The 22,755-nt window shown below is 68.2% G+C and carries 22 protein-coding genes and 1 tRNA gene; 8 read left to right on the top strand and 15 right to left on the bottom strand.

What is annotated here, in order from left to right; all coding sequences use genetic code 11:
* The first annotated feature begins 165 nt into the window (after window positions 1-165).
* Complete coding sequence (locus FWJ24_RS01960) at window positions 166-738, top strand: DUF1134 domain-containing protein (RefSeq protein ID WP_150286626.1); 573 nt, start codon at window positions 166-168, stop codon at window positions 736-738.
* Between the two features lie 50 nt (window positions 739-788).
* On the top strand, window positions 789-1,520 hold the full coding sequence (locus tag FWJ24_RS01955; RefSeq protein ID WP_150286088.1) for a hypothetical protein: 732 nt from the start codon (window positions 789-791) through the stop codon (window positions 1,518-1,520).
* 20 nt (window positions 1,521-1,540) lie between these two features.
* Here FWJ24_RS01955 and FWJ24_RS01950 read toward each other — a convergent pair whose 3' ends face one another.
* The 5 genes from FWJ24_RS01950 to FWJ24_RS01930 all read right to left on the bottom strand — a co-directional run bounded on the left by FWJ24_RS01950 (window position 1,541) and on the right by FWJ24_RS01930 (window position 5,483).
* Window positions 1,541-2,815, bottom strand: a complete 1,275-nt coding sequence (locus FWJ24_RS01950) for a TRAP transporter large permease (RefSeq protein WP_150286087.1) — start codon at window positions 2,813-2,815, stop codon at window positions 1,541-1,543.
* Window positions 2,816-2,820: 5 nt separating this feature from the next.
* Entirely contained in the window at window positions 2,821-3,384 is a 564-nt protein-coding gene (locus tag FWJ24_RS01945; protein ID WP_150286086.1) for a TRAP transporter small permease, read from the bottom strand.
* A 72-nt stretch (window positions 3,385-3,456) separates the two neighbouring features.
* Complete coding sequence (locus FWJ24_RS01940; RefSeq protein WP_150286085.1) at window positions 3,457-4,434, bottom strand: sialic acid TRAP transporter substrate-binding protein SiaP; 978 nt, start codon at window positions 4,432-4,434, stop codon at window positions 3,457-3,459.
* Window positions 4,435-4,457: 23 nt separating this feature from the next.
* Window positions 4,458-5,210, bottom strand: a complete 753-nt coding sequence (locus FWJ24_RS01935) for a GntR family transcriptional regulator (protein ID WP_150286084.1) — start codon at window positions 5,208-5,210, stop codon at window positions 4,458-4,460.
* 197 nt (window positions 5,211-5,407) lie between these two features.
* Window positions 5,408-5,483 (bottom strand) — tRNA-Glu (locus tag FWJ24_RS01930).
* Window positions 5,484-5,604: 121 nt separating this feature from the next.
* On the opposite strand from FWJ24_RS01930, the gene FWJ24_RS01925 reads away from it, so the two are divergent.
* Both FWJ24_RS01925 and rpoH read left to right on the top strand, forming a co-directional pair.
* Window positions 5,605-6,624, top strand: a complete 1,020-nt coding sequence (locus tag FWJ24_RS01925; RefSeq protein WP_150286083.1) for an RluA family pseudouridine synthase — start codon at window positions 5,605-5,607, stop codon at window positions 6,622-6,624.
* Between the two features lie 110 nt (window positions 6,625-6,734).
* Window positions 6,735-7,613, top strand: coding sequence for an RNA polymerase sigma factor RpoH (gene rpoH, locus FWJ24_RS01920; protein ID WP_150286082.1), 879 nt, complete (start codon window positions 6,735-6,737; stop codon window positions 7,611-7,613).
* A gap of 73 nt (window positions 7,614-7,686) precedes the next feature.
* Here rpoH and FWJ24_RS01915 read toward each other — a convergent pair whose 3' ends face one another.
* The 4 genes from FWJ24_RS01915 to FWJ24_RS01900 all read right to left on the bottom strand — a co-directional run bounded on the left by FWJ24_RS01915 (window position 7,687) and on the right by FWJ24_RS01900 (window position 13,320).
* Window positions 7,687-9,255 (bottom strand): hypothetical protein, encoded by a 1,569-nt coding sequence (locus tag FWJ24_RS01915; protein WP_150286081.1) that lies wholly within the window; start codon window positions 9,253-9,255, stop codon window positions 7,687-7,689.
* A gap of 3 nt (window positions 9,256-9,258) precedes the next feature.
* The gene (locus FWJ24_RS01910) at window positions 9,259-10,551 is read right to left on the bottom strand and encodes an adenylosuccinate synthase (RefSeq protein ID WP_150286080.1); all 1,293 of its coding nucleotides are present in this window, start codon (window positions 10,549-10,551) and stop codon (window positions 9,259-9,261) included.
* 139 nt (window positions 10,552-10,690) lie between these two features.
* On the bottom strand, window positions 10,691-12,376 hold the full coding sequence (locus FWJ24_RS01905; RefSeq protein ID WP_150286079.1) for a mucoidy inhibitor MuiA family protein: 1,686 nt from the start codon (window positions 12,374-12,376) through the stop codon (window positions 10,691-10,693).
* An 80-nt stretch (window positions 12,377-12,456) separates the two neighbouring features.
* Complete coding sequence (locus FWJ24_RS01900) at window positions 12,457-13,320, bottom strand: type 1 glutamine amidotransferase (protein ID WP_150286078.1); 864 nt, start codon at window positions 13,318-13,320, stop codon at window positions 12,457-12,459.
* A gap of 73 nt (window positions 13,321-13,393) precedes the next feature.
* Between FWJ24_RS01900 and FWJ24_RS01895 the strand changes: the two genes are divergently transcribed.
* Window positions 13,394-14,284, top strand: coding sequence for a DMT family transporter (locus FWJ24_RS01895; protein WP_150286077.1), 891 nt, complete (start codon window positions 13,394-13,396; stop codon window positions 14,282-14,284).
* A 19-nt stretch (window positions 14,285-14,303) separates the two neighbouring features.
* Here the strand turns inward: FWJ24_RS01895 and serA are convergent, their stop codons facing one another.
* A complete protein-coding gene (serA, locus tag FWJ24_RS01890) occupies window positions 14,304-15,893 on the bottom strand; it encodes a phosphoglycerate dehydrogenase (protein ID WP_150286076.1) in 1,590 nt (529 codons plus the stop codon).
* A gap of 116 nt (window positions 15,894-16,009) precedes the next feature.
* Window positions 16,010-17,173 (bottom strand): phosphoserine transaminase, encoded by a 1,164-nt coding sequence (locus tag FWJ24_RS01885; RefSeq protein WP_150286075.1) that lies wholly within the window; start codon window positions 17,171-17,173, stop codon window positions 16,010-16,012.
* A 176-nt stretch (window positions 17,174-17,349) separates the two neighbouring features.
* Between FWJ24_RS01885 and FWJ24_RS01880 the strand changes: the two genes are divergently transcribed.
* Window positions 17,350-18,666: a TadE/TadG family type IV pilus assembly protein gene (locus tag FWJ24_RS01880; protein ID WP_166443552.1), complete on the top strand. Its 1,317-nt coding sequence runs from the start codon at window positions 17,350-17,352 to the stop codon at window positions 18,664-18,666.
* Between the two features lie 19 nt (window positions 18,667-18,685).
* Here FWJ24_RS01880 and purQ read toward each other — a convergent pair whose 3' ends face one another.
* From purQ to purC, 3 genes are all read right to left on the bottom strand, one after another.
* Window positions 18,686-19,369 (bottom strand): phosphoribosylformylglycinamidine synthase subunit PurQ, encoded by a 684-nt coding sequence (gene purQ / locus FWJ24_RS01875; RefSeq protein ID WP_150286073.1) that lies wholly within the window; start codon window positions 19,367-19,369, stop codon window positions 18,686-18,688.
* Window positions 19,369-19,611, bottom strand: a complete 243-nt coding sequence (gene purS / locus FWJ24_RS01870; protein WP_150286072.1) for a phosphoribosylformylglycinamidine synthase subunit PurS — start codon at window positions 19,609-19,611, stop codon at window positions 19,369-19,371. Before purS ends, purQ begins: the two co-directional genes overlap by 1 nt.
* 167 nt (window positions 19,612-19,778) lie before the next feature.
* Complete coding sequence (gene purC, locus FWJ24_RS01865; RefSeq protein WP_150286071.1) at window positions 19,779-20,573, bottom strand: phosphoribosylaminoimidazolesuccinocarboxamide synthase; 795 nt, start codon at window positions 20,571-20,573, stop codon at window positions 19,779-19,781.
* 284 nt (window positions 20,574-20,857) lie between these two features.
* Between purC and FWJ24_RS01860 the strand changes: the two genes are divergently transcribed.
* Together FWJ24_RS01860 and FWJ24_RS01855 are read left to right on the top strand one after the other, a co-directional pair.
* On the top strand, window positions 20,858-21,181 hold the full coding sequence (locus FWJ24_RS01860; protein ID WP_150286070.1) for a DUF1476 domain-containing protein: 324 nt from the start codon (window positions 20,858-20,860) through the stop codon (window positions 21,179-21,181).
* A gap of 88 nt (window positions 21,182-21,269) precedes the next feature.
* The gene (locus FWJ24_RS01855) at window positions 21,270-22,076 is read left to right on the top strand and encodes an HpcH/HpaI aldolase family protein (protein ID WP_150286069.1); all 807 of its coding nucleotides are present in this window, start codon (window positions 21,270-21,272) and stop codon (window positions 22,074-22,076) included.
* Here the strand turns inward: FWJ24_RS01855 and FWJ24_RS01850 are convergent, their stop codons facing one another.
* Complete coding sequence (locus FWJ24_RS01850) at window positions 22,077-22,745, bottom strand: alpha/beta hydrolase (protein WP_150286068.1); 669 nt, start codon at window positions 22,743-22,745, stop codon at window positions 22,077-22,079.
* Window positions 22,746-22,755: the final 10 nt, after the last annotated feature.

Below are 22,755 nucleotides of genomic sequence, written 5' to 3'. Positions count from 1 at the left end.
TTCATGGCGATTCGTCCACCCGCTTCCGCTTCGTTCCCCGCGATGCCCATGGCCCCGTCCCGCCCCGCCGCACGAGGTTCCCGCATGATGGCCGAGACCCGACGCCCCGCTGCCGCCCGCATGGTCGGCCCGACCGCCCGCGGACCACATTCCGCCGCAGCACGGATGGTGGCGCTTCTCGCCCTGTTGCTTCTCGTTCTGCCAGCATTTCCTTTCCGAGCCGTTGCCCAGCAGGCGACACGGCCGGGGGACGGTTCGACCTATTCGACGCGCGAGCTGGTCGGCTCGGGCCATCGCTTCTTCGGCTCGGTCTCGCGCGGCCTTGCGCTCACCATCGAGGAAGCGACGCGGCGCTGGGGTGAGCCGAACGGCTATATCCTCGGACAGGAAGCGGCCGGCGCCTTCGTCGGCGGGCTCCGCTACGGCGAGGGCGTGCTCTATACCCGCAATGCGGGCGACCGGAAGGTGTTCTGGCAGGGCCCTTCGGTGGGCTTCGATTTCGGCGGCGACGGCGCGCGGACGATGATGCTCGTCTATCAATTGCCGCGCGTGAACGACATCTACCAGCGTTTCGTCGGGGTGGATGGCTCGGCCTATCTGGTCGGCGGCTTTGGCATGACCGCGCTGACCGCCAACAACATCCTGGTGGTGCCGATCCGGGCCGGCGTCGGCGCGCGGCTCGGCGTCAATCTCGGATATTTGAAGTTCACGCCCGAATCGACCTGGAATCCGTTTTGACGCCATCGGGTTTTCATGCTGAACAATCCTCGCGTGCAGGTTGTTGAGGCATGATCGAATACGCTCTCGTCTTTACCCTCGGCGCCCTTCTCGCCGGGCTTGTCTGGCTGATCCTGCTGCCGGCCTTCTGGCGCCGCGCGGTTCGCATCACGACGGACCGGCTCGAGCAGCAATTGCCGATCTCCCCCGAGGATATCTTCGCGGCGCGGGACCGGATCCGGGCCGCCCATGCCGTGGCCATGGCGCGGATCGAGCAGGAGGCGAAGCAGACGCGGGCCGCACTTGCCGCAGCCAAGGCCGAGATCGGTGAGCGCCTGAAGGCCGAGAGCGCGCTCCATGACGCGCTCGCCGCCGAACGCCGGCGCGTTGCCGCGTTCGAGACCGACCTCGCCGCCCTCAGGGTCGAGGCCGAGGCCAGCGCCGCCCGGCTCGCCGATCTCGCCGCCCAGCGCGACGAGGCACGCGCGACGATCGCCGCCCTCGAAGGCCAGCGCGAAACCCTGGCCTCCCGGCTCGACGCGGCCATCGACCTGGCGGAAAGCCGCCGCCTCGCGCTCGACGAGGCCCGGCTCCAGGCCGAACGGGCGCGCGAGGCCCATCAGGAGGAGGCGCGCCGCGCCGCCCTGCTGCGGCAGGATCTTCAGGCGCGGCAGGCGGAACTGCGCGAATTCGAGCGCCGCCTCGGCGGGCTCGATACCGGCGCCGCCCTGGCCCGCTTCCGCGGCGGCGAGGAGACCTACCGCTCCGAGATCCCCCGCCCCGGCGACCGCCGGACCGGCTGAAACCGTTCACCCCGCCCGACTCAGCGATACCAGAGCGTCGGCAGATAGAGCGTGATCTGCGGAATCGCCGAGATCAGCACCAGCACGACGATGAGCGGGATCAGGAACGGCAGGACGGCCTTCACCGTCCGGTCGAAGGACAGGTTCGCGACGCGGCTCAGCACGAACAGCACCATCCCGACCGGTGGCGTCAACAGCCCGATCATCAGGTTCAGCACCATCACGACGCCGAATTGCACCGGATCGATCCCCACCTTCTCGACCGCCGGCATCAGCACCGGCACCAGGATCGAGATCGCGGCGATCGTCTCCATGAAGCAGCCGACGACGAGCAGGATCAGATTGATGATCAGCAGCAGCATCAGCGGATCGGTGGTGATGCCGAGCAGATGCCGGGTCACCTGCTCGGTCACCTGCGTCACCGTGAGAACCCAGCCGAACAGCGAGGCCGCCCCGACGATGATCAGGACGCTCGCGGTGGTCTCGATGGTCTGGACCGAGATTGCGTAGAAGCGCTTCAGGTCGAGCGTGCGGTAGAACAGCGCGCCGAGCAGCAGCGCCCAGGCGCAGGCCGCGATGGCGGCCTCCGTCGGCGTGAAGGCGCCCGACGCCATGCCGCCGATGATGATCACCGGCGTCAGCAGCGCCGGCACGGCCCGGAAGAAGGTCTTGCCGAGCACGCGCCAGCGGAACGCGGCATCGCGGCCGATGCCGTGCAGATGCGCATACCAGGTGACATAGGCCATCATGCCGAGCGCCATCAGCAGCCCCGGCACGAAGCCGGCCGCGAAGAGCTGGCCGATCGAGACATTGGCCATCACCCCGAAGATCACCATCGGCAGCGAGGGCGGGATGATCGGCCCGATCGTCGAGGAAGCGGCGGTGATGCCGACGGCGAATTCGGGCGGATAGCCGTGATCGCGCATCGCCTTGATCTCGATCGTCCCAAGCCCGCCGGCATCGGCGACCGCCGTGCCCGACATGCCGGCGAAGATCACCGAGCCGACGACATTGACATGCCCGAGCCCGCCGCGCAGCCAGCCGACCGCCGCGATCGCGAAATCATAGATGCGGTTGGTGATCCCGGCCGAATTCATGAGATTGCCGGCGAGGATGAAGAACGGCACCGCGATCAGCGGGAAGGAATCGACCCCGCCCGCCATCCGGTGCAGCACCACGAAATCCGGGATGCCGGCGATGAAATGCGTATAGAGCAGCGAGGCGCCGCCGAGCGCGATGAAGATCGGGACGCCGACCAGCAGGGCGACGAGAAAGGCGATGATGAGCAGAGCCATGCGGGTCAGTCCAGGATCAGGGTCGTGGCATGGGGATCGGGGCGCCAGCCGCGCCGCGCATTGGCGATGAAGACCTGCACCGCCCGCCAGAGCATCAGGAAGCAGCCGAAGGCGATCCCCGCATAGACGACGCTCATCGAGACATCGATCACGGTCATGCGCTGGATGCCCATGCGCTCGGTGATCATCACCGAGAACCAGCACAGCAGCGCGATGAAGCCCAGCGTCACGACATCGATCAGGAAGCGCAGGCCGCGGCGCGAAGCCTCGGGCAGCATGTGCAGCAGTACCTCGACGCCGATATGGGTGCCGCGCCGCGTCACGATCGCCGCGCCGATGAAGGTCAGCCACATCAGCATGTAGCGCGCGATTTCCTCGGTCCAGGCCGCGCTGTCGTTGAGGATATAGCGCGAGAAGAACTGGAGGAAGACGACACCCGCCATCCCCCAGAACACCGCGAAGGCGATCATGTCGTCGAGATGCAGATCGACCTGCGTCTCCGCCTCCTCGACATGAATGATATGGGTCTCGGTCAGATCGTCGTTGGCCTCGGGTGCAGGAACGCCCATTGCTCACCTCGCGCTGGAGAAAGGCCGGCGCCGCCGCGGCACCGGGATTGCGGCGATGATCGCGGAACGCGGTTATTTCAGCGCCTGCAGCGCGTCATATTCGGCCTTCGACCAGCCCGCGCCGGCGGCGGGATCATTGTGGAGCGGCGCGGCCGCCGCGATGAAGGGCTTGCGGTCGACCTCGATCACCGTCTTGCCGAGCTTGCGGAACTCGTCGGCGAGCTTCTGCTCGGAGGCGCGGATCTGGTCGGTCGCCTTGGCGGCGGCCTCCATCAGCACCTCGCTGACGATCTTCTTCTGGCCCTCGTCGAGCCTCGCCCAGACATGGCCGCCGACGATGGTGAGCAGCGATTCCGTGATATGGCCGGTGAGCATGATATGCGTCTGCACCTCGTGGAACTTCTTGGCCATGATGGTCGGCAGCGGGTTTTCCTGGCCGTCCACCGTCTTCTGCTGGAGCGCGAGATAGACCTCGGCGAAGGCGATCGGCGTCGCATTGGCGCCCACGGATTTGGTGAACATCAGGAAGAGGGGCGCCGGCGGCACGCGCAGCTTCATGCCCTTCATGTCCTCGGGCTTGGTGATGGCGCGGTTCGCCGTCAGCATGCGCTGGCCGTAATAGGTGAGCGCGATGATCTTGTGCCGGGTCTTGTCCTCGTAGCCCTTGGCGATATCGCGGAAGAGCGTGGAGCCGCGATAGGCCTTCCAATGGTCGAAATCGCGCAGCACGAACGGCGCGTTGGTGATCGCCATCGGCTTGTGGATCGAGCCGGCGAAGGCGACGCCGGTATAGATGATGTCCACCGTGCCGAGGCCGAGCCCCTCGTTGATCTGGTTCTCGTTGCCGAGCTGGGAGGCCGGGTGGATCGAGATCTCGATCTTGCCGCCGGTGCGCTTCCTGATCTCCTCGGCCGCCCAGAGCGCTTCGGTATGGTAGGGCTCGTTGGTCTCGTAGACATGCGCCCAGCGCAGCTTGGTCTGCGCCAGCGCCGGCGCCGCGAAAGCCATCGCGAATGCGGTGGCGAGCAGGAATGTTCTTTTGGTCGTCATGGCCGTTCCTCTCCTTGTCGTTGCTATCGCCCGCCTTCAGCCGCGCGGTGCGTTCCTCCCCCGGTCTGTGCCGGCCGGTCGAATTCCCCCTCGAAGAAATCCGGGTTGGCATCGCGCACCGCCTCGATGCTGATCACCAATCCGGAAACATGCGCCGCCATCGCCCGTGCGGCCGCATCGGGATCGCCATGAGCGATGGCTTCGAGCACGGCGCGATGTTCACGCACCACGCGCTCCATGCGCCCCGCCTGCGGCAGCGTGAGGCGGCGATAGCGGTCGATATGCATCTTGGCGCGCTCGACGAGGGTCCAGATCCCCGGCAGCCCGGCAATTCCGGCGATCAGAGCGTGAAATTCCTCATCGGCGAGGTGGAAACTGTCGAAATCCGCCGCCGCGACGAGTTCCTCCTGGCTCAGGATCGAGGCCTCGAGCCGAAGCAGGTCCGAGCGCGTCGCCCGCGCCGCGGCATGGCGGACCGTCACATCCTCGAGCGCCTGGCGGACGAGGATCGCTTCGGGCAACAGATGAACCGGGATGCGCGAGACCATCGTCCCGGATTTCGGAATGATCAAGACGAGCCCCTCGTCGGCAAGCCGGATCAGCGCCTCGCGGATGGGGGTGCGGCTGACGCCGTATTGCAGCGCAAGATCGGGTTCGGACAAGGCCGCGCCGGGCGCGAGATCAAGATCGAGGATTCGTGCCTTGATGCGCCCGTAGACGCCTTCGGAAACGCCCATCGGCCTGGCCGCGCGCCAGAGCTGCGCCCTACCCGCCATCCTCGCCCGTGTTCCACCCTGCGCCATGCGATCTCTGCCCGGATCGGTTCAAGCGTTACTGCGACGACCGTAAGTTAAGTATATCATGCATGCAAGATATCCGCCCGATGGAAGGCATGCCCTGTCGCGCAAAGGCCGGCATGCTGACCGGAACGGCCGCAAGGGCGGTGGAAAAGCGGGGATGGGACAGGCGGGATTGGCGCTCCCAAGGGGATTCGAACCCCTGTTACCCACGTGAGAGGCGGGTGTCCTGGGCCTCTAGACGATGGGAGCGTGGCAACCGGCGCGCTGCGAGAGCGAGGATCGGTCGCGAGGCGGTTGCTATAGGCATTCTCGGCGCGTATCGCAAGATGAAACTCGCCGCCATGGCGCCGTCGACGCGGCACGCCGGATCATGCCCCAGAACGCAACCCCCACCACCATCGAGATCACGCCCGCCGAGGCCGGAACCCGCCTCGACAAGGCGCTGGCCGGACATCTGGGGGATCTGTCCCGCGCCCGCATCCAGACGCTGATCGCCGCCGGCCATGTCGCCGTGGACGGCGAGATGGTGCGCGACGCCGCCCGCCGACTGCGCGGTGGCGAGACGATCCGGCTCGACAGGCCTCCGCCCGAGCCGGCCGAGCCGCGCGGCGAGGCGATTCCGCTCGCGATCCTGTATGAGGATGCCGATCTCGTCGTGCTCGACAAGCCCGCCGGCATGGTCGTCCATCCCGCGGGTGGCCACGAGAGTGGCACGCTCGTCAACGCGCTGATCGCGCATTGCGGCGCGAGCCTTTCCGGCATCAACGGCGTGCTGCGACCGGGCATCGTCCACCGGCTCGACAAGGAGACATCGGGGGTCATGGTCGCCGCGAAGAACGACCATGCCCACCGCGCGCTGGCCGCGCAATTCGCCGATCACGGCCGCACCGGCCCGCTTGAGCGGCGCTATCTCGCGCTGGTCTGGGGGGAATTGCCGCGCAGGAGCGGCACCATCGACGCCGCCATCGCCCGCAGCAGCGCCAACCGCGAGAAGATGATCGTCTCGCGCGCCGCGCAGGCCCGTTTCGCCATCACGCATTACGACGCGATCGAGACCTTCGCCGCCGGCGGGCGCGGCCTCGCGAGCCTCATCGCCTGCCGGCTCGAAACCGGCCGCACCCACCAGATCCGCGTTCATCTCGCGCATATCGGCCATCCCCTGCTCGGCGATCCGCTCTACGGCTCGGGGTTCCGCACGCGGGAGGCAAATCTGCCGCCCGCGGCGCGCCAGGCGCTCGAACGGCTCGGCCGGCAGGCGCTGCATGCCGAAATGCTCGCATTCGCGCATCCGCGGACGGGCGAGACGATGCGGTTCGAAAGCCCGCCGCCGCCGGACTTCGCCGCGCTGGTGGCCGCGCTCGCAGAGGCGGTGGCGATGACGGATCGGTGATCCACGCCCCGCTTTCGCCACGTAAAGGGTGTGATATAACCACCGACGCGCCGAACGGTGTTGCACATCGGCGTTGGGCCTGCCGCGTCCGGGGGCCCGAAGGAGGACAAATGACCGCTGCCGCATTGCCCGTGATCGCGGGTGAAGGGGGCCTTTCCCGCTACCTCACCGAAATTCGTCGCTTTCCCGTCCTGAAGCCGGATGAGGAATACATGCTGGCGAAGCGCTACCAGGAATACCAGGATTCTCAGGCCGCACATAAGCTCGTGACCTCGCATCTCCGGCTCGTCGCCAAGATCGCGATGGGATATCGCGGCTATGGGCTTCCCATCGGTGATGTCGTCTCGGAGGGCAATATCGGCCTGATGCAGGCCGTGAAGCGCTTCGACCCCGACAAGGGCTTCCGCCTCGCGACCTACGCCATCTGGTGGATCAAGGCCTCGATCCAGGAATACATCCTGCGCTCGTGGAGCCTCGTGAAGATGGGCACCACCGCCAACCAGAAGAAGCTGTTCTTCAACCTGCGCAAGGCGAAAGGCCGTATTTCCGCGCTCGAGGACGGCGATCTCCGGCCCGATCAGGTCGCGGAAATCGCCCGCAAGCTGGGCGTGGAGACGCACGAGGTCATCGAGATGAACCGCCGCCTCGGCGGTGATTCCTCGCTCAATGTCCAGATGCGCGACGACGGCTCCGCCGAATGGCAGGACCTGCTCGCCGACGAGAGCGACAATCAGGAGGCGATCCTGGTCCGCTCGGAGGAGAGCGAGAACCGCCACGCCGCGCTCGGCCAGGCGCTCACGGTGCTGAACCCGCGCGAGCGGCGCATCTTCGAGGCCCGCCGCCTCGTCGAGGAGCCGATGACGCTCGAGGAATTGTCCGAGGAATTCGGCGTCTCCCGCGAGCGCGTGCGCCAGATCGAGGCCCGCGCCTTCGAGAAGGTGCAGGGCGCGGTGAAGCGCAACCTCGCCGCCATCGAGGCCCGCGCCTGAGCGCCTGGGCCGGCGCTCCCCGCGCGCAGGCCGCACGGCATGTTGAAAGGGCGCCTTCGGGCGCCCTTTCCGTTCAGCGCCATTCCGCGAGCGCTTCGGCGATCGCCCTGTCCCCCGGCGCGCCCTTCTCGACCAGCACCGCGCCGCGCCGGCCATTGGCGAGCCGGATCTCGAACACCATCCAGCGCTGAAGGCGCAGAATATCGAGATTGCGCTGCTGCGCGGCATTGCTGCGGTCGAGCCCGATCATGAAGACATTGTCCTGCACCGGCACCACGATGCCGGCCAGGCTCTGCCCGGCTTGGCTCTCGCGCTCGCGCCATTCGATCGGGCTCATCTCGCGGACATTTTCAAGCGCGCCGCCGGATTCGAACACGACCATGATCGTGTGCGAGGCATTGATTGCCGCATCCGTGTTGCGTGCCAGCGCGATATCGATCGTGAGATTGGCCTGCGGGAAGGCCACGATCGTCTTGAGTGATTTCTGGCCGCGCAGGGCCGGATCGGGCGCGAAAGTCCAAGACGCGAGCCCCTCGAACTGGTTGGGCGCACCGCCGCCGGATTCGAGCACCATAAAGGCGCGGCTCGTCGTCACGGGGGCTTCGATGCTGCCGTTGCGCGCCGGCGGCTCGGCGCTCGCCTGACGCTGCGGTTCCGCCGGCCGTGGCGGTTGCGGAACCGGCTGCTGCGTCTCCTTCTGCGGCACCGGCCGGGATGCGGGCTCTGCCGCCGCGAGGCGCCCCTCGATCTTCGGCTCCTCGCCTTCCTCGACCGGCGCCGCGCCGCCCGCGCCCGGCTGCGCCACCATCGGCGTGCCGGAATCGCGCAGCGAAAGCGCCGTCAGGCCCATGGCAATGATGGCGGCCGCGGCGAGCGCCGCGAACAGCGCCACGCGCTTCTTCGGGCGCGGCGCCTCGTCCCGCGCCGGCACACGCGGCCGCAACATCGGATGCGGCGGCGGCGATGGCAGATCGGGCGGCGACGCGATATCCGCCCCAGTGTCGGGCGCCTCCGCTTCGGGCCCCACCTCCGGAAACGGAGCCGAGGGCGCCGCATCCTCGGGAACGCGCGGTTCCGACGCGGCCTCGGTATCGGTATCCTTGCCCGCATCCGGCGCCGGGACGGATCGGGCCGCCACCGGTTCCGGCGCGGGCAGAACAACGGGCGGGGCCGCCGGCGGCAGCTTCGGCCGCTCCATCCGGCCCGGAACCGGCCGGGGCATCCGAGGCTCCGGCGGAAGCGCAGCAGCCGGCGCTGGAACGGCTTCATCCTGCGGGATATCCTTTGGCGGGGTATCCTTTGGCGGAATGACGGCGGGCCTGGCCTCCGGCGCCACGGATGCGCCAAGCTCATTCGCCTCCTGCGCAGCAAGTGCCGTCTCGGAAGCATTCTCCTCGGCGGCGGCTCCGGGGCTGTCGCTCTCCGTTGCGGCGGTGACCGGCGGCCCGGCCTCCGCCTCCACGCGCAGGATCACCGCCTCCAGCGCCGCCAGTTCCGCCTGGATCGCCGCCGGCTCCAGCGGCGGATCGAAGGCGCCGAGCTGCCGTTCGAGCGCTCCGCGGGCACGATCATAGATCGCGCTGCGCTCCGCGGCCTCCTTGCCTGCGGTCGCCCGGCTGAGCAGGGGGTAGTAATCCGCCATCGGTCAGGCTTCGAACGGGTTCTTGACGAGAATGGTGTCGTCGCGCTCCGGGCTGGTGGAGAGCAGCGCCACCGGCGCGCCGATCAGCTCCTCGATGCGGCGGACATATTTGATCGCCTCGGCTGGCAGATCCGCCCAGGAGCGCGCCCCGGCCGTGGAGCCGGACCAGCCGGAAATGGTCTCGTAGACCGGCTCCAGCCGCTTCTGCGCCGATTCGCTCGCCGGCAGATAATCGATCAGAACGCCGTCGAGGCGATAGCCCGTGCAGACCTTGATCGTCTCGAACCCGTCGAGAATGTCGAGCTTGGTCAGCGCGATGCCGGAAATCCCCGAGGTCTTGACCGTCTGGCGCACCAGCACGGCGTCGAACCAGCCGCAACGCCGCGCCCGGCCGGTGACGGTGCCGAATTCGCGGCCGCGTTCGCCGATCTGCCGCCCGGTCTCGTCATGCAGCTCCGAAGGGAACGGCCCCTCGCCGACCCGCGTCGTATAGGCCTTGACGATGCCGAGCACATAGCCGACCGCGCCGGGGCCCAGCCCCGAGCCGGTCGCCGCCTGGCCGGCGACGGTGTTCGAGGAGGTGACGTAAGGATAGGTGCCGTGATCGATGTCGAGCAGCGCGCCCTGCGCGCCTTCGAACAGGATGCGCCGCCCCTCGCGCCGCGCATGGTCGAGCGTATCCCAGACGCGATCCATGAACGGCAGGACCTTCGGGGCGATCTCGTTCAGCAGCCGCAGCAGGGAATCGGCCTCGACCTCCGCCAGCCCCAGCCCGCGCCGCAGCGCGTTGTGATGCGCGAGCAGCCGCTCGACCTTGGGCGGCAGGGCATCGGGCTCGGCAAGATCGCGGACACGGATTGCGCGGCGGCCCACCTTGTCCTCGTAGGCGGGGCCGATTCCGCGCTTGGTGGTGCCGATCTTGGTGCCGCTGTTGGCATTCTCGCGGAACCCGTCGAGTTCGCGATGCAGCGGCAGGATCAGCGCGGCATTGTCGGCCAGCTTCAGCTCCGCCGGGGTGACCTTCACCCCCTGGCTCCGCAGCCGCTCGATCTCGTCGCACAGCGCATGCGGATCGACGACGACGCCATTGCCGATCACCGAGAGCTTGCCGCCGCGCACGATGCCGGAGGGCAGCAGGCTGAGCTTGTAGGTCACGCCGTCGATCACCAGCGTGTGGCCGGCATTGTGGCCACCCTGGAAGCGCACGACGATATCCGCCTGCTCGCTCAGCCAATCGACGATCTTGCCCTTGCCCTCGTCGCCCCATTGGGCGCCGACCACCACGACATTGGCCATGAAGACCCCACGCTCCGGTTTGCCGCGCGGGAACAGGCGTCGCGGCCAGCCATCAAAGGCTCCGGATACCGAAAGGCTTCCGGCGGGTAAAGCGTCAACGCCGTGCGTTGACGCACGCCGCGACGTTTTCCTCCGACAATCAGCGCGGCAGCGGCGTGATCCGGGTTTCCTTGCCCGCGGGCCAGCGGATGCGGTAGGCGGTAACGAAGGCGCGCTCCTCCTGAGGCTTGAGCTGCGCCGCCCAGGCGAAGACCCCGCGCCGGTCGTCCGGCGCCTCGAGATCCGGCTTCGTCATCTCCGCGAGGCGCTCGACCTGGATCGCCTGATCCTCGCTGACGGGCACGCGGTCCTCGATCCGCACGGGAATCGCGAAACCGTGCAGGTTGCGCACCTGGATGCGGAAGCGGACCTCGTCGGAGCGGGTCGAACCGAGAAGCCCCGGCTCGCGCGTCATCCGCCCGAGCGGCACGCGCGTCACCGTCACCCGCTCGTCGGCGCCGAACCCGAGCCTGGCCTCGACGCCCGGCGCGACGAGCGGCAGCCGGCCGCGGCCGATGAAGGCGCCGTCGCGGGTGAGGAGCACCTCGCCGGCCAGCAGCGGCGCATCGGCCGGGGCGGTGAAGGCCGCCTCGAGATAGGCGCGCGGGTCGAGCGCCGGCGCGCTCAGGACCGTCAGCCGGACCTCCGGCCGCTCGGCGCCGAGGCGCACGCTCTTCTCCGCCGGGCCGGACGGCACGCTGGTCCGGCCCGGCACCGCGTAGCTGCTCTGGTAGGCGCCGGCATCGAGCCGCGCCTCCGCCTCCTCGACCGGCGCGGCCGCCATGCGCGGCGCCGCTTCCGGCATCGCCAGATCCGCCTGGCCCGGCGCTGCGCGCCCCACCGCCATCGGCGCCGCAGGCCGGGGCGGCAGCGGCTCGTGGAACGCGACGCGCTCGCCCCGCAGCAGCGGCGCGGCCGTCGCGCGCGCGATCTGGAGCGTGGAGAGCGTCAGCGCGACATCGCCCCAATCCTCGCCGCTATTCTGGCGGATCATCGCGCGGCGGACCAGTTCCAGCACCGGCTGCGCGCCGCGCGTGTCGAGCCGCGCATCGTAGACGGGACGCCAGCCGGCGCCCTGCACGCGATAGGTCAGCGACAGCGTAACCCGCCCGGAAACACCCGCCTCGACCGCGATCGCCGCGGCGCGGCGCGGCTCGGCGCGGCCCGGCCGCGGCTGGGCGACTGGCGGCTCCAGCGCCGCGATCTCGGCCTCGACACGCTGGATCTCGTCGCGAAGGCCGCGCAATTCCTCGTTTGCTGCCTGCAATCCCTTGCCAACCGCCTCCCAGGCGCGGCTCCAATGCTCGATCTCGAGCGGCTTGCCCTCGCGGCCGTCGCCGCCCTGGCCGAAGCGCTGGATCATCGCCTTGCGGCCCTCGACCGCATCCGCCCGGTCGGCGAGCCGGTCGCGTTCGGCGCGCAATGCCTTGAGCCGGCGCTGCGTCTCGGGTTTCTCGTGCTCCGCCGCCGGCCGCGCGCGGAGATCGATGGCGGTCACGACGACACGCTGGTCACCCGCCCCCTCGACGCGCAGCGACGCCGGATCGAGCGTGCCCGGCAGGCCGTCGACGATGATCTCGTGCGTCCCGGCGGGGAGCTCGACGCTCAGGTCGCGGCGCACGATCGCGGAATCCGGATGAAGCGTCACCGCGCCGACGCGCGAGGCGGCCTCGATCTGCGCAGCCTCGGCACCCGCCAGCGCGGCGCAAGAGACCCCGGCGGCCAGCCAGAGCCGGGCGGCAGGCCGGAAACGGGCAGGAAAACCGGACATGAGGGGCTGCGGCATGGGATCCTCCGGATGCGGTTCGGCGCGGCATGAGCCAAGGCAGCGCTTCCGGCAAAGTTGCGACGCCGGCGCGGCCCAATTCAGGCAGCGCGCCGGATCGCCCGTGGCCGGACCTGCGCCGCGATGAAATTGCGCAATTCGGTTGTCCGCAGGACCGGATCCGTCACGTCCGGCCCGAGCCCGTAGCGCCAGGCGGCATGGCGCAGGCCGGGATCGGCATCGATCGCGCGGAGATCGGCGACGAAGGCTTCCTTCTGCCGCGCATCGGCGAAGAACCCCTCCGCGATCAGCGTCTCCATCCGCCGCTCGATGAGATGGGCGAGCTGCGAGAGCGAATATTCGGGATGATATTGCACGCCCCAGAAGGTGCCGCCGGCATGGCGGATCTCCGCCGCCTGCACGCGCGACACCGCGTTCGAGGCAAGCAGCGTCGAATCCGGCGGCAGCACCGCCACCTCGTCGAGATGCGAGCAGGGCGCATCGAAGACGTCCGGCCGCCCCGCGAGCAGGGGATGCGCCCGCCCTTCGGCATTGGGCGCGATCCGCCGCGCGAAGCCGATCTCGCGCCCGTTCGGATTGCGGTGGACCACACCACCGGCCGCGACGCTCGCGACCTGCAGCCCCCAGCAGGAGCCGAAGAAGGGCACGCCGCTCGCGAACACGGCCTGCGCGAGTGCGACCTGACGCAGCGCCTCCGGCTCCTCCTGCCAGATATGGAGCGAGGAGCCGGTGATGATTGCGGCGTCGTAATCCGCCAGCGCAACCCCGGCGGGGAGCGCCGCATCGGCATCGGCGGCGTGGAGGATATCGAAATGCCCGCCGGCAATGGCGACCAGCACCTCCCCATAGGCCTGCGCGGGGGTGCGGCCGGTCTCGGCACGGTAGCCTTCGCGCACCGCGCGGGTATTGCCTTCAAGGATCAGGAAGCGCAGAGAAGGAGACATGGAGCGGGCCGGGTTCAAGGTCTGATCCGCATCGGATAGCGACCCTCCCCCTCGAATTCAACGTCCTCCGCTGATGTCCCGCCTTTTCGCCAGCCCCTATCCGCTGCTCGGCATCACCATGCTCCTGTGGGGCGGCAACGCCATCGCCGCGCGGCTCGCGGTGGGCGAGATCTCGCCGATGGTGCTGACCGCGGGGCGATGGCTGATCGTGGCGCTGATCATCGCGCTGTTCCTGCGCCGCGAGGTGGTGGAAGCGCTGCCGGTGCTGCGCGCACGCTGGCGCTTCGCGCTCGCGATGGGCACGCTCGGCTACACCGTGTTCAACGCGATGATGTATGTTTCCGGCCATTACACCAGCGCCGTGAACCTGACCCTGCTCCAAGGTGCGATCCCGATCTTCACGCTGATCGGCGCCTTCCTCGCCTACCGGACGCCGATCCGCGCGCTTCAGCTTGTCGGCATCGCCGTGACGATGCTCGGCGTGGTGATGACCGCGACGCACGGTCATCCCGAGCGGATCCTCGATCTCGCCCTCAATCTCGGCGACGTGCTGATGGTCGCGGCCTGCGCGCTCTATGCCGGCTACACCGTGGCCCTGAAGCAGCGGCCGGCCATTTCCGGCCTCGCCTTCTTCGCGGGCATGGCCTTCGCCGCGCTGATCGTCTCGCTGCCGCTCGTCATCATCGAAATCGCCCTCGGCAAGGCCGTCTGGCCGGGCTGGGCGGGCCTCACGATCCTCGTCTATGTCGCGATCGGCCCGAGCTTCCTCGCACAGGTGTTCTTCATGCGCGCGGTGGAACTGATCGGCCCCGGCCGGGCCGGGCTCTTCGCCAATCTCGTGCCGGTGATCGGCGCGATCCTCGCCGTGCTGATCCTTGCCGAGCCCTTCGGGTGGCACCACGCGGTCTCGATGGCGCTGGTGCTTGGCGGCATCGCCATCGCGGAACGGGGGCGGAGCGCCTGAGCGCCCCGCCGGTCCTGGCTCAGAACGCCAGCCGCCGCGCGCGCTTCACATGCGGGATGGCGTGGATCTCCGCGAGCACCGCGTCGCTGATCCGCTCGTCGACCGCGACGAAGCAGATCGCATCGCCGCCCGGCTTGTCGCGGCCGAGATTGAAGGTCGCGATATTGATGCCCTTCTCGCCGAGCAGCGTGCCGAACCGGCCGATGAAACCCGGCTTGTCGTCATTGCGGACATAGAGCATGTGCGGCGCGAATTCGGCATCCATCTGGATGCCGCGGATCTCGACGATGCGCGGCTTGCCGTCCTGATAGACCGTACCGGCGGCATGGCGCACCATGTCCTCGGCCTCGATCTCGATATAGATCCGGCTCTCATGGTCGCCCTCGGCGCTGCGCTTCACCTCGTCGACCGCGATTCCCTTCTCCTTCGCGGTCATCGGCGCATTGACCATGTTGATCTCAGGCAGGAAGGGCCGGAGCGCGCCGGTGATCGCGGCGGCCGTGATCGGCCGGACATTGAGATCCCCGACCTCGCCCTCATACTGGATGCGGATCGACTTGATCGGCGCCTCGGTGAGCTGGCCGAGGAAGGCGCCGAGCTTCTCGCCGAGCGCGACGAAGGGCTTCAGCTTCGGCGCCTCCTCGGCGGTGATCGACGGGAAATTGACCGCGTTCGCGATCGCGCCGTTCAACAGGTAATCCGCCATCTGCTCGGCGACCTGGAGCGCGACATTCTCCTGCGCCTCGGAGGTCGATGCGCCGAGATGCGGCGTGCAGATCACGTTCGGCAGGCCGAAAAGCGGATTGGTCTCGGCCGGCTCGACCGAGAACACGTCGAAAGCCGCACCGGCGACATGCCCGGCCTTGATCGCCTCGGCGAGCGCAGCCTCGTCGACGAGCCCGCCGCGCGCGCAATTGATGATGCGCACGCCCTTCCGCGTCTTCGCGAGCGCCTCCCGCGAGAGCAGGTTCTTCGTCTGCTCGGTCAGGGGCGTATGCAGGGTGATGAAATCGGCCCGGGCGAGGAGCTGGTCGAGTTCCAGCTTCTCGACGCCGATCTGCACCGCGCGCTCCGGCGAGAGATAGGGATCATAGGCGACGACCTTCATGCCGACCCCGATCGCCTTGCGGGCGACGATCGAGCCGATATTGCCGGCGCCGATCAGGCCGAGCGTCTTGGCCTCGAGTTCGACGCCCATGAACCGGTTCTTCTCCCATTTGCCGGCCTGGGTCGAGAGGTCGGCGGCGGGGATCTGGCGCGCGAGCGCGAACATCAGCGCGATCGCGTGCTCGGCGGTGGTGATCGAATTGCCGAAAGGCGTGTTCATCACGATGATGCCGCGCGCGGTGGCGGCAGGGATATCGACATTGTCGACGCCGATTCCGGCGCGACCGATCACCTTGAGCTTCGTTGCACCCGCGAGCAGGCCGGCATTGACCTTGGTCGCGGAGCGGATGGCGAGCCCGTCATATTCGCCGATCACGGCCGCGAGCTTGTCCTTGTCCTTGCCGAGATTGGCGTCGAACGTCACGTCGATGCCGCGATCCTTGAAGATCTGCACGGCGGCGGGGGAGAGGGCATCGGAAATCAGAACGCGGGGCTTGGTCATGGGGCTATCCTCATGCGTCAGGCCGGCGCCGGCCATCCACGCTCGGGGATGTCGGGCGGGCTTCAGGGGGAAGGCATGGATGCCCGGGCCGGGCCCGGGCATGGCGGCGGGCGGCCTCAGCCGAGCTTCGCGCGTTCCTTCGCGAAGGCGTATTCGATCCAGGGGATCAGCGCCTTGACGTCGCGCGCCTGCACGGTCGCGCCGCACCAGATCCTGAGACCCGGCGGCGCATCGCGGTAATGGCCGAGATCGAGGCCGGCGCCCTCGTCCTCCAGCGTCGCGACGACGCCCTTGGCGAAATCCGCCTGCTTCTCCGGCGGCAGCGCCGTCACCTTCGGATCGGTGAATTTCAGGCAGACGGAGGTGTTGGAGCGCGTCTTGGGCTTCACGGCGAGGAAGTCGATCCACGGCGTATTCTTCACCCAGCTGGCAAGCGCGCGGGTATTGGCATCCGCCCGCTTGACCAGCCCGTCGAGGCCGCCGACCTTCTGCGCCCAGAGGAGCGCGTCGATGTAATCCTCGACGCAGAGCATCGAGGGCGTGTTGATCGTCTCGCCCTGGAAGATGCCCTCGATCAGCTTGCCGTTCGAGGTGAGGCGGAAGATCTTCGGCAGCGCCCGATCCGGCTTGAAGCTCTCGAGCCGCGCCACGGCGCGGGGCGAAAGGATCAGCATGCCATGCGCGGCCTCGCCGCCGAGCACCTTCTGCCAGGAGAAGGTGACGACATCGAGCTTGGGCCAGTCGAGCCTCTGCGCGAAGGCCGCCGAGGTCGCGTCGCAGATCGTGATTCCCTCGCGGTCGGCCGCGATCCAATCGGCATCCGGCACGCGCACGCCCGAGGTCGTGCCGTTCCACGTGAAAACCACGTCGCGGGTTTTCGTGTCGACCTTCTTCAGGTTCGGCAATTCGCCGTAAGGCGCGCCGACGATCTCGCAATCCTGAAGCTTGAGCTGCTTGACCGCATCCGTCACCCAGCCCTCGCCGAACGATTCCCAGGCGAGCATCGTGACCGGGCGCGCGCCGAGCATCGTCCACATCGCCATCTCGACCGCGCCGGTGTCGGAAGCGGGCACGATGCCGATGCGGTAATCGGCGGGAACCTGGAGGACCGCGCGGGTGAGGTCGATCGCCTGCTTGAGCTTTGCCTTGCCGATCTTCGCGCGGTGCGAGCGGCCGAGGGCGGCATCGTTCAGGGCCTTGAGGGACCAGCCCGGCCTTTTGGCACACGGACCGGAAGAGAAATTGGGCACGCGCGGGCGCGCTGCGGGCTTGGTCGTCATCTGTGTCTCCATCCTTCCAGATGGGCGTCTCCCGTTGGGGGGAGATGACCCGCGCCGAGAGCTACGCGCGAACCCGCTCGGCGTCAAGCCGGAACAGCGGGGCACGCGATCAATTCCATCCGACCGTCCCGCCGCGTGGCATGCCTCTTGCCGCACAGGCGGCAGGAGGAGCCATCATGACCCGTTTCAGGACATTCGCGGAGGATACGCGCGGCGCCGTCACCCAAATCGTCACGCTGATGCTGCTGCCGCTGGTGGCGATTTCCGGCATCGGCGTCGATTACGCGCGCACCTGGCAGGCGCGCGCGCAAATCCAGGGCGCCGCCGATTCGACCGTGCTGATGCTCTCGCGCGAGGCGCCGAAGCGGGATGCGGCGGCCCTCAAGGCGCTGGCCGATTCCTATTTCAAGGCGCTGCTCTCGCATCGCGACCCGATCGCCGTCAGCGGCATCACCGTGACCAAGACCGAAACCAGCGTCAGCGTCGGCGCGAAAGCCGTGGTGCCGACGCTGTTCGGACCGGCCTACGCCCTGGCCGCCCGGCTGTTCGGAGACGGCTCCGCGCCCGCCTTCGAGAGCTGGACGATCGATGTCGGCGCAACGGCCGCCTACGGCACGCGCAAGATCGAGCTGGCCATGGTGCTCGACAATACCGGCTCGATGCGGCAATCGAACAAGATCGGCGAGTTGAAAAAGGCGACGCATGCGCTGCTCGACATCCTGAAATCGAGCGCGATCCAGCCGGATCAGGTGCGTGTGGCGCTGGTGCCCTACACCACGCGCATCAATCTCGGCACCGCCCACCGAGAGGCGGAATGGCTGACGCCGAACCCGACCGGCACGTTCGAAAAGAACAGCGCCAATTACGCCAAGGTCGCGAACCGCAACGCCTGGGACGGCTGCGTGGCAGACCGCGACGCTGGCTACAACGCCACGATCGCCGGCTACACGCCCGGCAAGGATGCAACCAAATACCCGATGATCAAATGCGCCGACGGCCTTGCGCGCGCCATGCCGCTCAGCGCCGATTGGGCCGGGTTGCACAAGCGGGTCGACGAGATGCGGGCCGAGGGCTGGACCAACATCACGCTCGGCGCACAATGGGGCTATGAACTGCTCTCGCGCGCCGAACCCTTCGCGGAAGCCTCCGGCGCGGGGAATGTCGAGCGCTTCATGATCCTGCTCACGGACGGCAACAACACCGTCGACCGCTGGACCAGGAAGGGGCAGGAAGGCGCCTGGACCAACGAGCAGCGCATGAACGCCGACACCAAGGCGATGTGCGACGCCATCACCGAACGCGGCGTCGCGGAGGCCGCCAGGGTGCTGAAGATCACGCTCTACACCGTGCTGGTGATCGACGGAAACGAAGGCCTGCTGAAAGCCTGCGCCTCTTCACCCGAGAAGTTCATGAAGGTCAACCAGGCGACCGAACTGGAGGCGGTGTTCCGGAAGATCGCCAACGAGATCGGCGGCATCCGCCTCACGATGTGAGGCGGCGGCGCCGGCCTGGTCAGGCGGCGCGGACGAGGCTCTCGAACAGGCCGCGCCCGTCCGTCCCGCCGACGAGCCCGTCGATCAGGTTCTCGGGATGCGGCATCATGCCGAGCACGCGCAGATTGGCTGAATAGATCCCGGCGATGGCGTTGAGCGAACCGTTCGGATTGGCGTTGAGGACATTGCCCGCGCTGTCGCAATAGCGGAAGGCGACGCGGCCGGAATGCTCCAGCTCCTGAAGCGTCGCGGCATCGCAGACGTAATTGCCCTCGCCATGGGCGATGCAGACCTTGATCACCTGCCCGGGGGAATAGGCGCGCGTGAAGGCCGTGTCCGCACGCTGGACGAGCAGATGCTGCATCCGGCAGACGAATTTCAGCCCGGCATTGCGCATCAGAACGCCCGGCAGCAGCCCCGCCTCGCAGGCAATCTGGAACCCGTTGCAGATGCCGAGCACATAGCCGCCGCGCGCGGCATGGGCGCGCACCGCATCCATGATGGCGGCGCGGGCGGCGATCGCGCCGGTGCGCATGTAATCGCCATAGGAGAACCCGCCCGGCAACACGACGAGATCGGTACCCGCGGGCAGGTCGGCATCCGCGTGCCAGGCATGGGCGACCGATGCGCCCGCCTGTTTCAGCGCCCGCGCGACATCGCCGTCGCGATTGGAGCCGGGAAAGGTAATGACGGTGGCGCGCATCACCCCAGAACCTCGATCGTGTAATTTTCGACCACCAGATTCGCGAGCAGCTTCTCGCAGGCCTCCTTCAGCATCGCCTCGGCGCGGGTCCGGTCCGCGGTCTCGACCTCGATGTCGAACACCTTGCCCTGCCGCACGCTGCCGATGCCCTCGATGCCGAAGCTTTTCAACGCCCCCTCGATCGCCTTGCCCTGCGGATCGAGGACGCCATTCTTGAGGGTGACGGTGACGCGGGCTTTCATGGGCGGCCTGTGATCGAGCGGGGGGAATGATCGCTGCGGATTAATGCCATTGCCGTTGCGGCGCAATCCTTCCGTCCGGGAGCGCGGCGCCGCCTGACGCAGCCCTGCGCATCCCTGCAGGAGAAACGGATTGCCGCACCGTCTCACGCTCCGCCGGAACGGCGCCGTCACTGCACCAGCTTGGGGCCCGCAGCCTTGGGGTTGTCACCCTCGGTCAGGATGCCGAGCCGGCGCGCGACCTCGGAATAGGCCTCGATCAGCCCGCCCATGTCGCGGCGGAACCGGTCCTTGTCCATCTTGTCCGAGGATTTCATGTCCCAGAGCCGGCAGGAATCCGGGGAGATCTCGTCCGCCACCACGATGCGCACCATGTCGCCCTCGTAGAGACGGCCGCATTCCATCTTGAAATCGACGAGCCGGATGCCGACGCCGAGGAACAGGCCGGAGAGGAAATCGTTGACGCGGATCGCGAGCGACATGATGTCGTCGATTTCCTGCGGCGTCGCCCAGCCGAAGGCGGTGATGTGTTCCTCGGAAACCATCGGATCGTTGAGCGTGTCGTTCTTGTAGTAGAATTCGATGATCGAGCGCGGCAGCGGCGTGCCCTCGTCGATTCCGAGCCGCGCCGAGAGCGAGCCGGCGGCGACATTGCGCACCACGATCTCGAGCGGGATGATCTCCACCTCGCGGATCAGCTGCTCGCGCATGTTGAGCCGCTTGATGAAATGGGTCGGCACGCCGATCGCGTTGAGCTGGTTGAAGATATATTCCGAGATGCGGTTGTTGAGCACCCCCTTGCCGTCGATCACCTCGTGCTTCTTGGCGTTGAACGCGGTGGCGTCATCCTTGAAATGCTGGATGAGCGTGCCCGGCTCGGGCCCCTCGAACAGGACCTTGGCCTTGCCCTCGTAGATGCGGCGGCGACGATTCATCGGTGTGTACCGTGGTTTCAGGAAATCCATGGAGGGCCGAAGCTCCTTGATCGCGTGAGCGCCGGCTCGGGCGGCTTCGCGGGGGTGGGGCGATCATGCCCCCGATGGGCGCGGTTCATGGCCAGGATGTCCCCCGATCACGCCGGAACCTAGCTGATCCGGCCGGCGGACACAATGTTGCCGTCCCGCTCCATCTATGCATCCACACCATTGATTTCCAGATTGGTGAACCCTATTCCCTCCCTGTCGCCTGCGCGGCGCAGGGCGGCAAGAGGTTGAACGGCCCGTGAGGGCCCCTGGGAGAGGTCTCGGCCATGACGACATTCGACAATCGCAAGGATGCCGCCGAGAAGAAATTCGCGCATGACGCGGAATTGCAGTTCAAGGCCACCGCGCGGCGCAACAAGCTGCTCGGCCTCTGGGTCGCCGAAAAGCTCGGCAAGACCGGCGAGGCCGCGGAGGCCTATGCCAAGGAGGTCGTGAAGGCGGATTTCGAGGAAGCGGGCGACGAGGACGTGTTCCGCAAGGTCCACGCCGATCTCGCGGCCGCATCGGCCGGGATCTCCGACCATGTCATCCGCCGGACGATGGAAGAACTGATGGCCAAGGCGATCGCGGAGATCAAGGCCGGCGCCTGAGCGCGATCATCGGCTCTGGCATTCGGCGCGCGAAGCACGCAGGATCGGGCGCCGTCGTTCCCGCGGCGCCTTCGATTCGGAATTTGCCATGGCTCACGTGCCGCTCCTCGCCCTTGCCGCGCGCCTGCGCGCCGGCCCCACCGCCTTCGCAGCCTGGTGCGGCACGAAGGATCCCGCCATCGTCGATGGTCTCCTGCGCGAGGGGTTCGATTGCGCCGTGCTGGATTGGCAGCACGGCCATCTCGATCAGGCGGCGATCTCGGCCGGCATCCTCGCCGCGGAGGCCAATGGCAAGGCCGCACTGGTGCGCATCGGTGTCGGGGCCTTTGCCGAGGCGGCCCGCTATCTCGATTGGGGGGCGGCGGGCATCATCGCACCGATGGTCAATTCGGTGGAGGATGCCCGCCTGCTGGCCGAATTCGTGAAATATCCGCCCCTCGGCCGCCGCTCCTGGGGGCCGGTGCGTGCGCTGCCGATGTCCGGGCAATTGCCGCTCGATCACCTGCGCGGCGCCAATGCCGCCACGCTCGCGATCGCGATGATCGAGACGCGCGAAGCGCTCGATGCCCTTGACGCCATCCTCGCCGTCGAGGGCATCGACGGCGTGTTCGTGGGACCGTCGGATCTCTCGATCACGCTCACGCGCGGCGCGCTCGTCGATCCCGTGCATGCGGAGGTCGATGCGGCGCTCACGCGCGTCGTTGCTGCCAGCCGCGCCGCCGGCAAGCTCGCCTGCGCCTTCTGCATGGACGGCGCCCGCGCCGCCGAACTCGCGGCACGCGGCTTCCATCTCCTGTCGATCGGCACCGATCAGATCCTGCTCCGCGCCGCCGGCCGTTCCGAGCTGGCGCGGGCGCGCACCGGCCTGCCGGCCGGCGGCAAGGCCGCCTCCTGATCAGCGCGCCGGCGGCCTGATCCCGAAACTCTGCGCCAGGAACAGCCCGCCATGGCGCAGGCCCTCCTGGTCGATGCCGTGGCCGAGCCCGGCCGAGAGATGCCATTGGCAGGGGATTTCCGCCTGGCCGAGGCCGTCCATCGCCTCGAACAGCGCGTCCACCGGGATGACCTCGTCGCGGTCGCCATGCACGAGCAGCACCGGCGGCCGCCCCGTGGCCTCGGCCGCGAGATGCTCCGGCCCGACAAGATGGCCCGAATAGCCGATGATCGCCGCCGGCGCCGGTTTGCGGCGGAGTCCGACATGCAGCGCCATCATCGCGCCCTGCGAGAACCCGACCAGCGCCAGCCGCTCCGGCGGCAGCGCATGCCGGGCGAGTTCCTGATCAAGAAAGGCATCGAGATCCGGCGCCGCCTGCACGCAGCCGCGCCAGCGCTCGGACGGATCGCGGAAGGTCAGCGCCCACCATTGCCGGCCCATCGGCCCCATGCCGCAGGGCTCCGGCGCGTGCGGCGAGGCGAAGGCGGCGTCCGGCAGCAGCCCCGCCCAACTCCGGCCGAGATCGATCAGATCGTTGCCGTCCGCGCCATAGCCGTGCAGGAACACGACGAGCTTGCGTGCGGTGCCGGATTTCGCAGGCAGTCGGGGGCCGTCGAGCGGGCGGGGCATGGATGACCTC

It is taken from the genome of Rhabdaerophilum calidifontis (genome assembly GCF_008641065.1).
Lineage (GTDB): Bacteria > Pseudomonadota > Alphaproteobacteria > Rhizobiales > Beijerinckiaceae > Rhabdaerophilum > Rhabdaerophilum calidifontis.
Note: the sequence above shows the minus strand (reverse complement) of the source record. Positions and strands in the feature narration are given on the sequence as shown.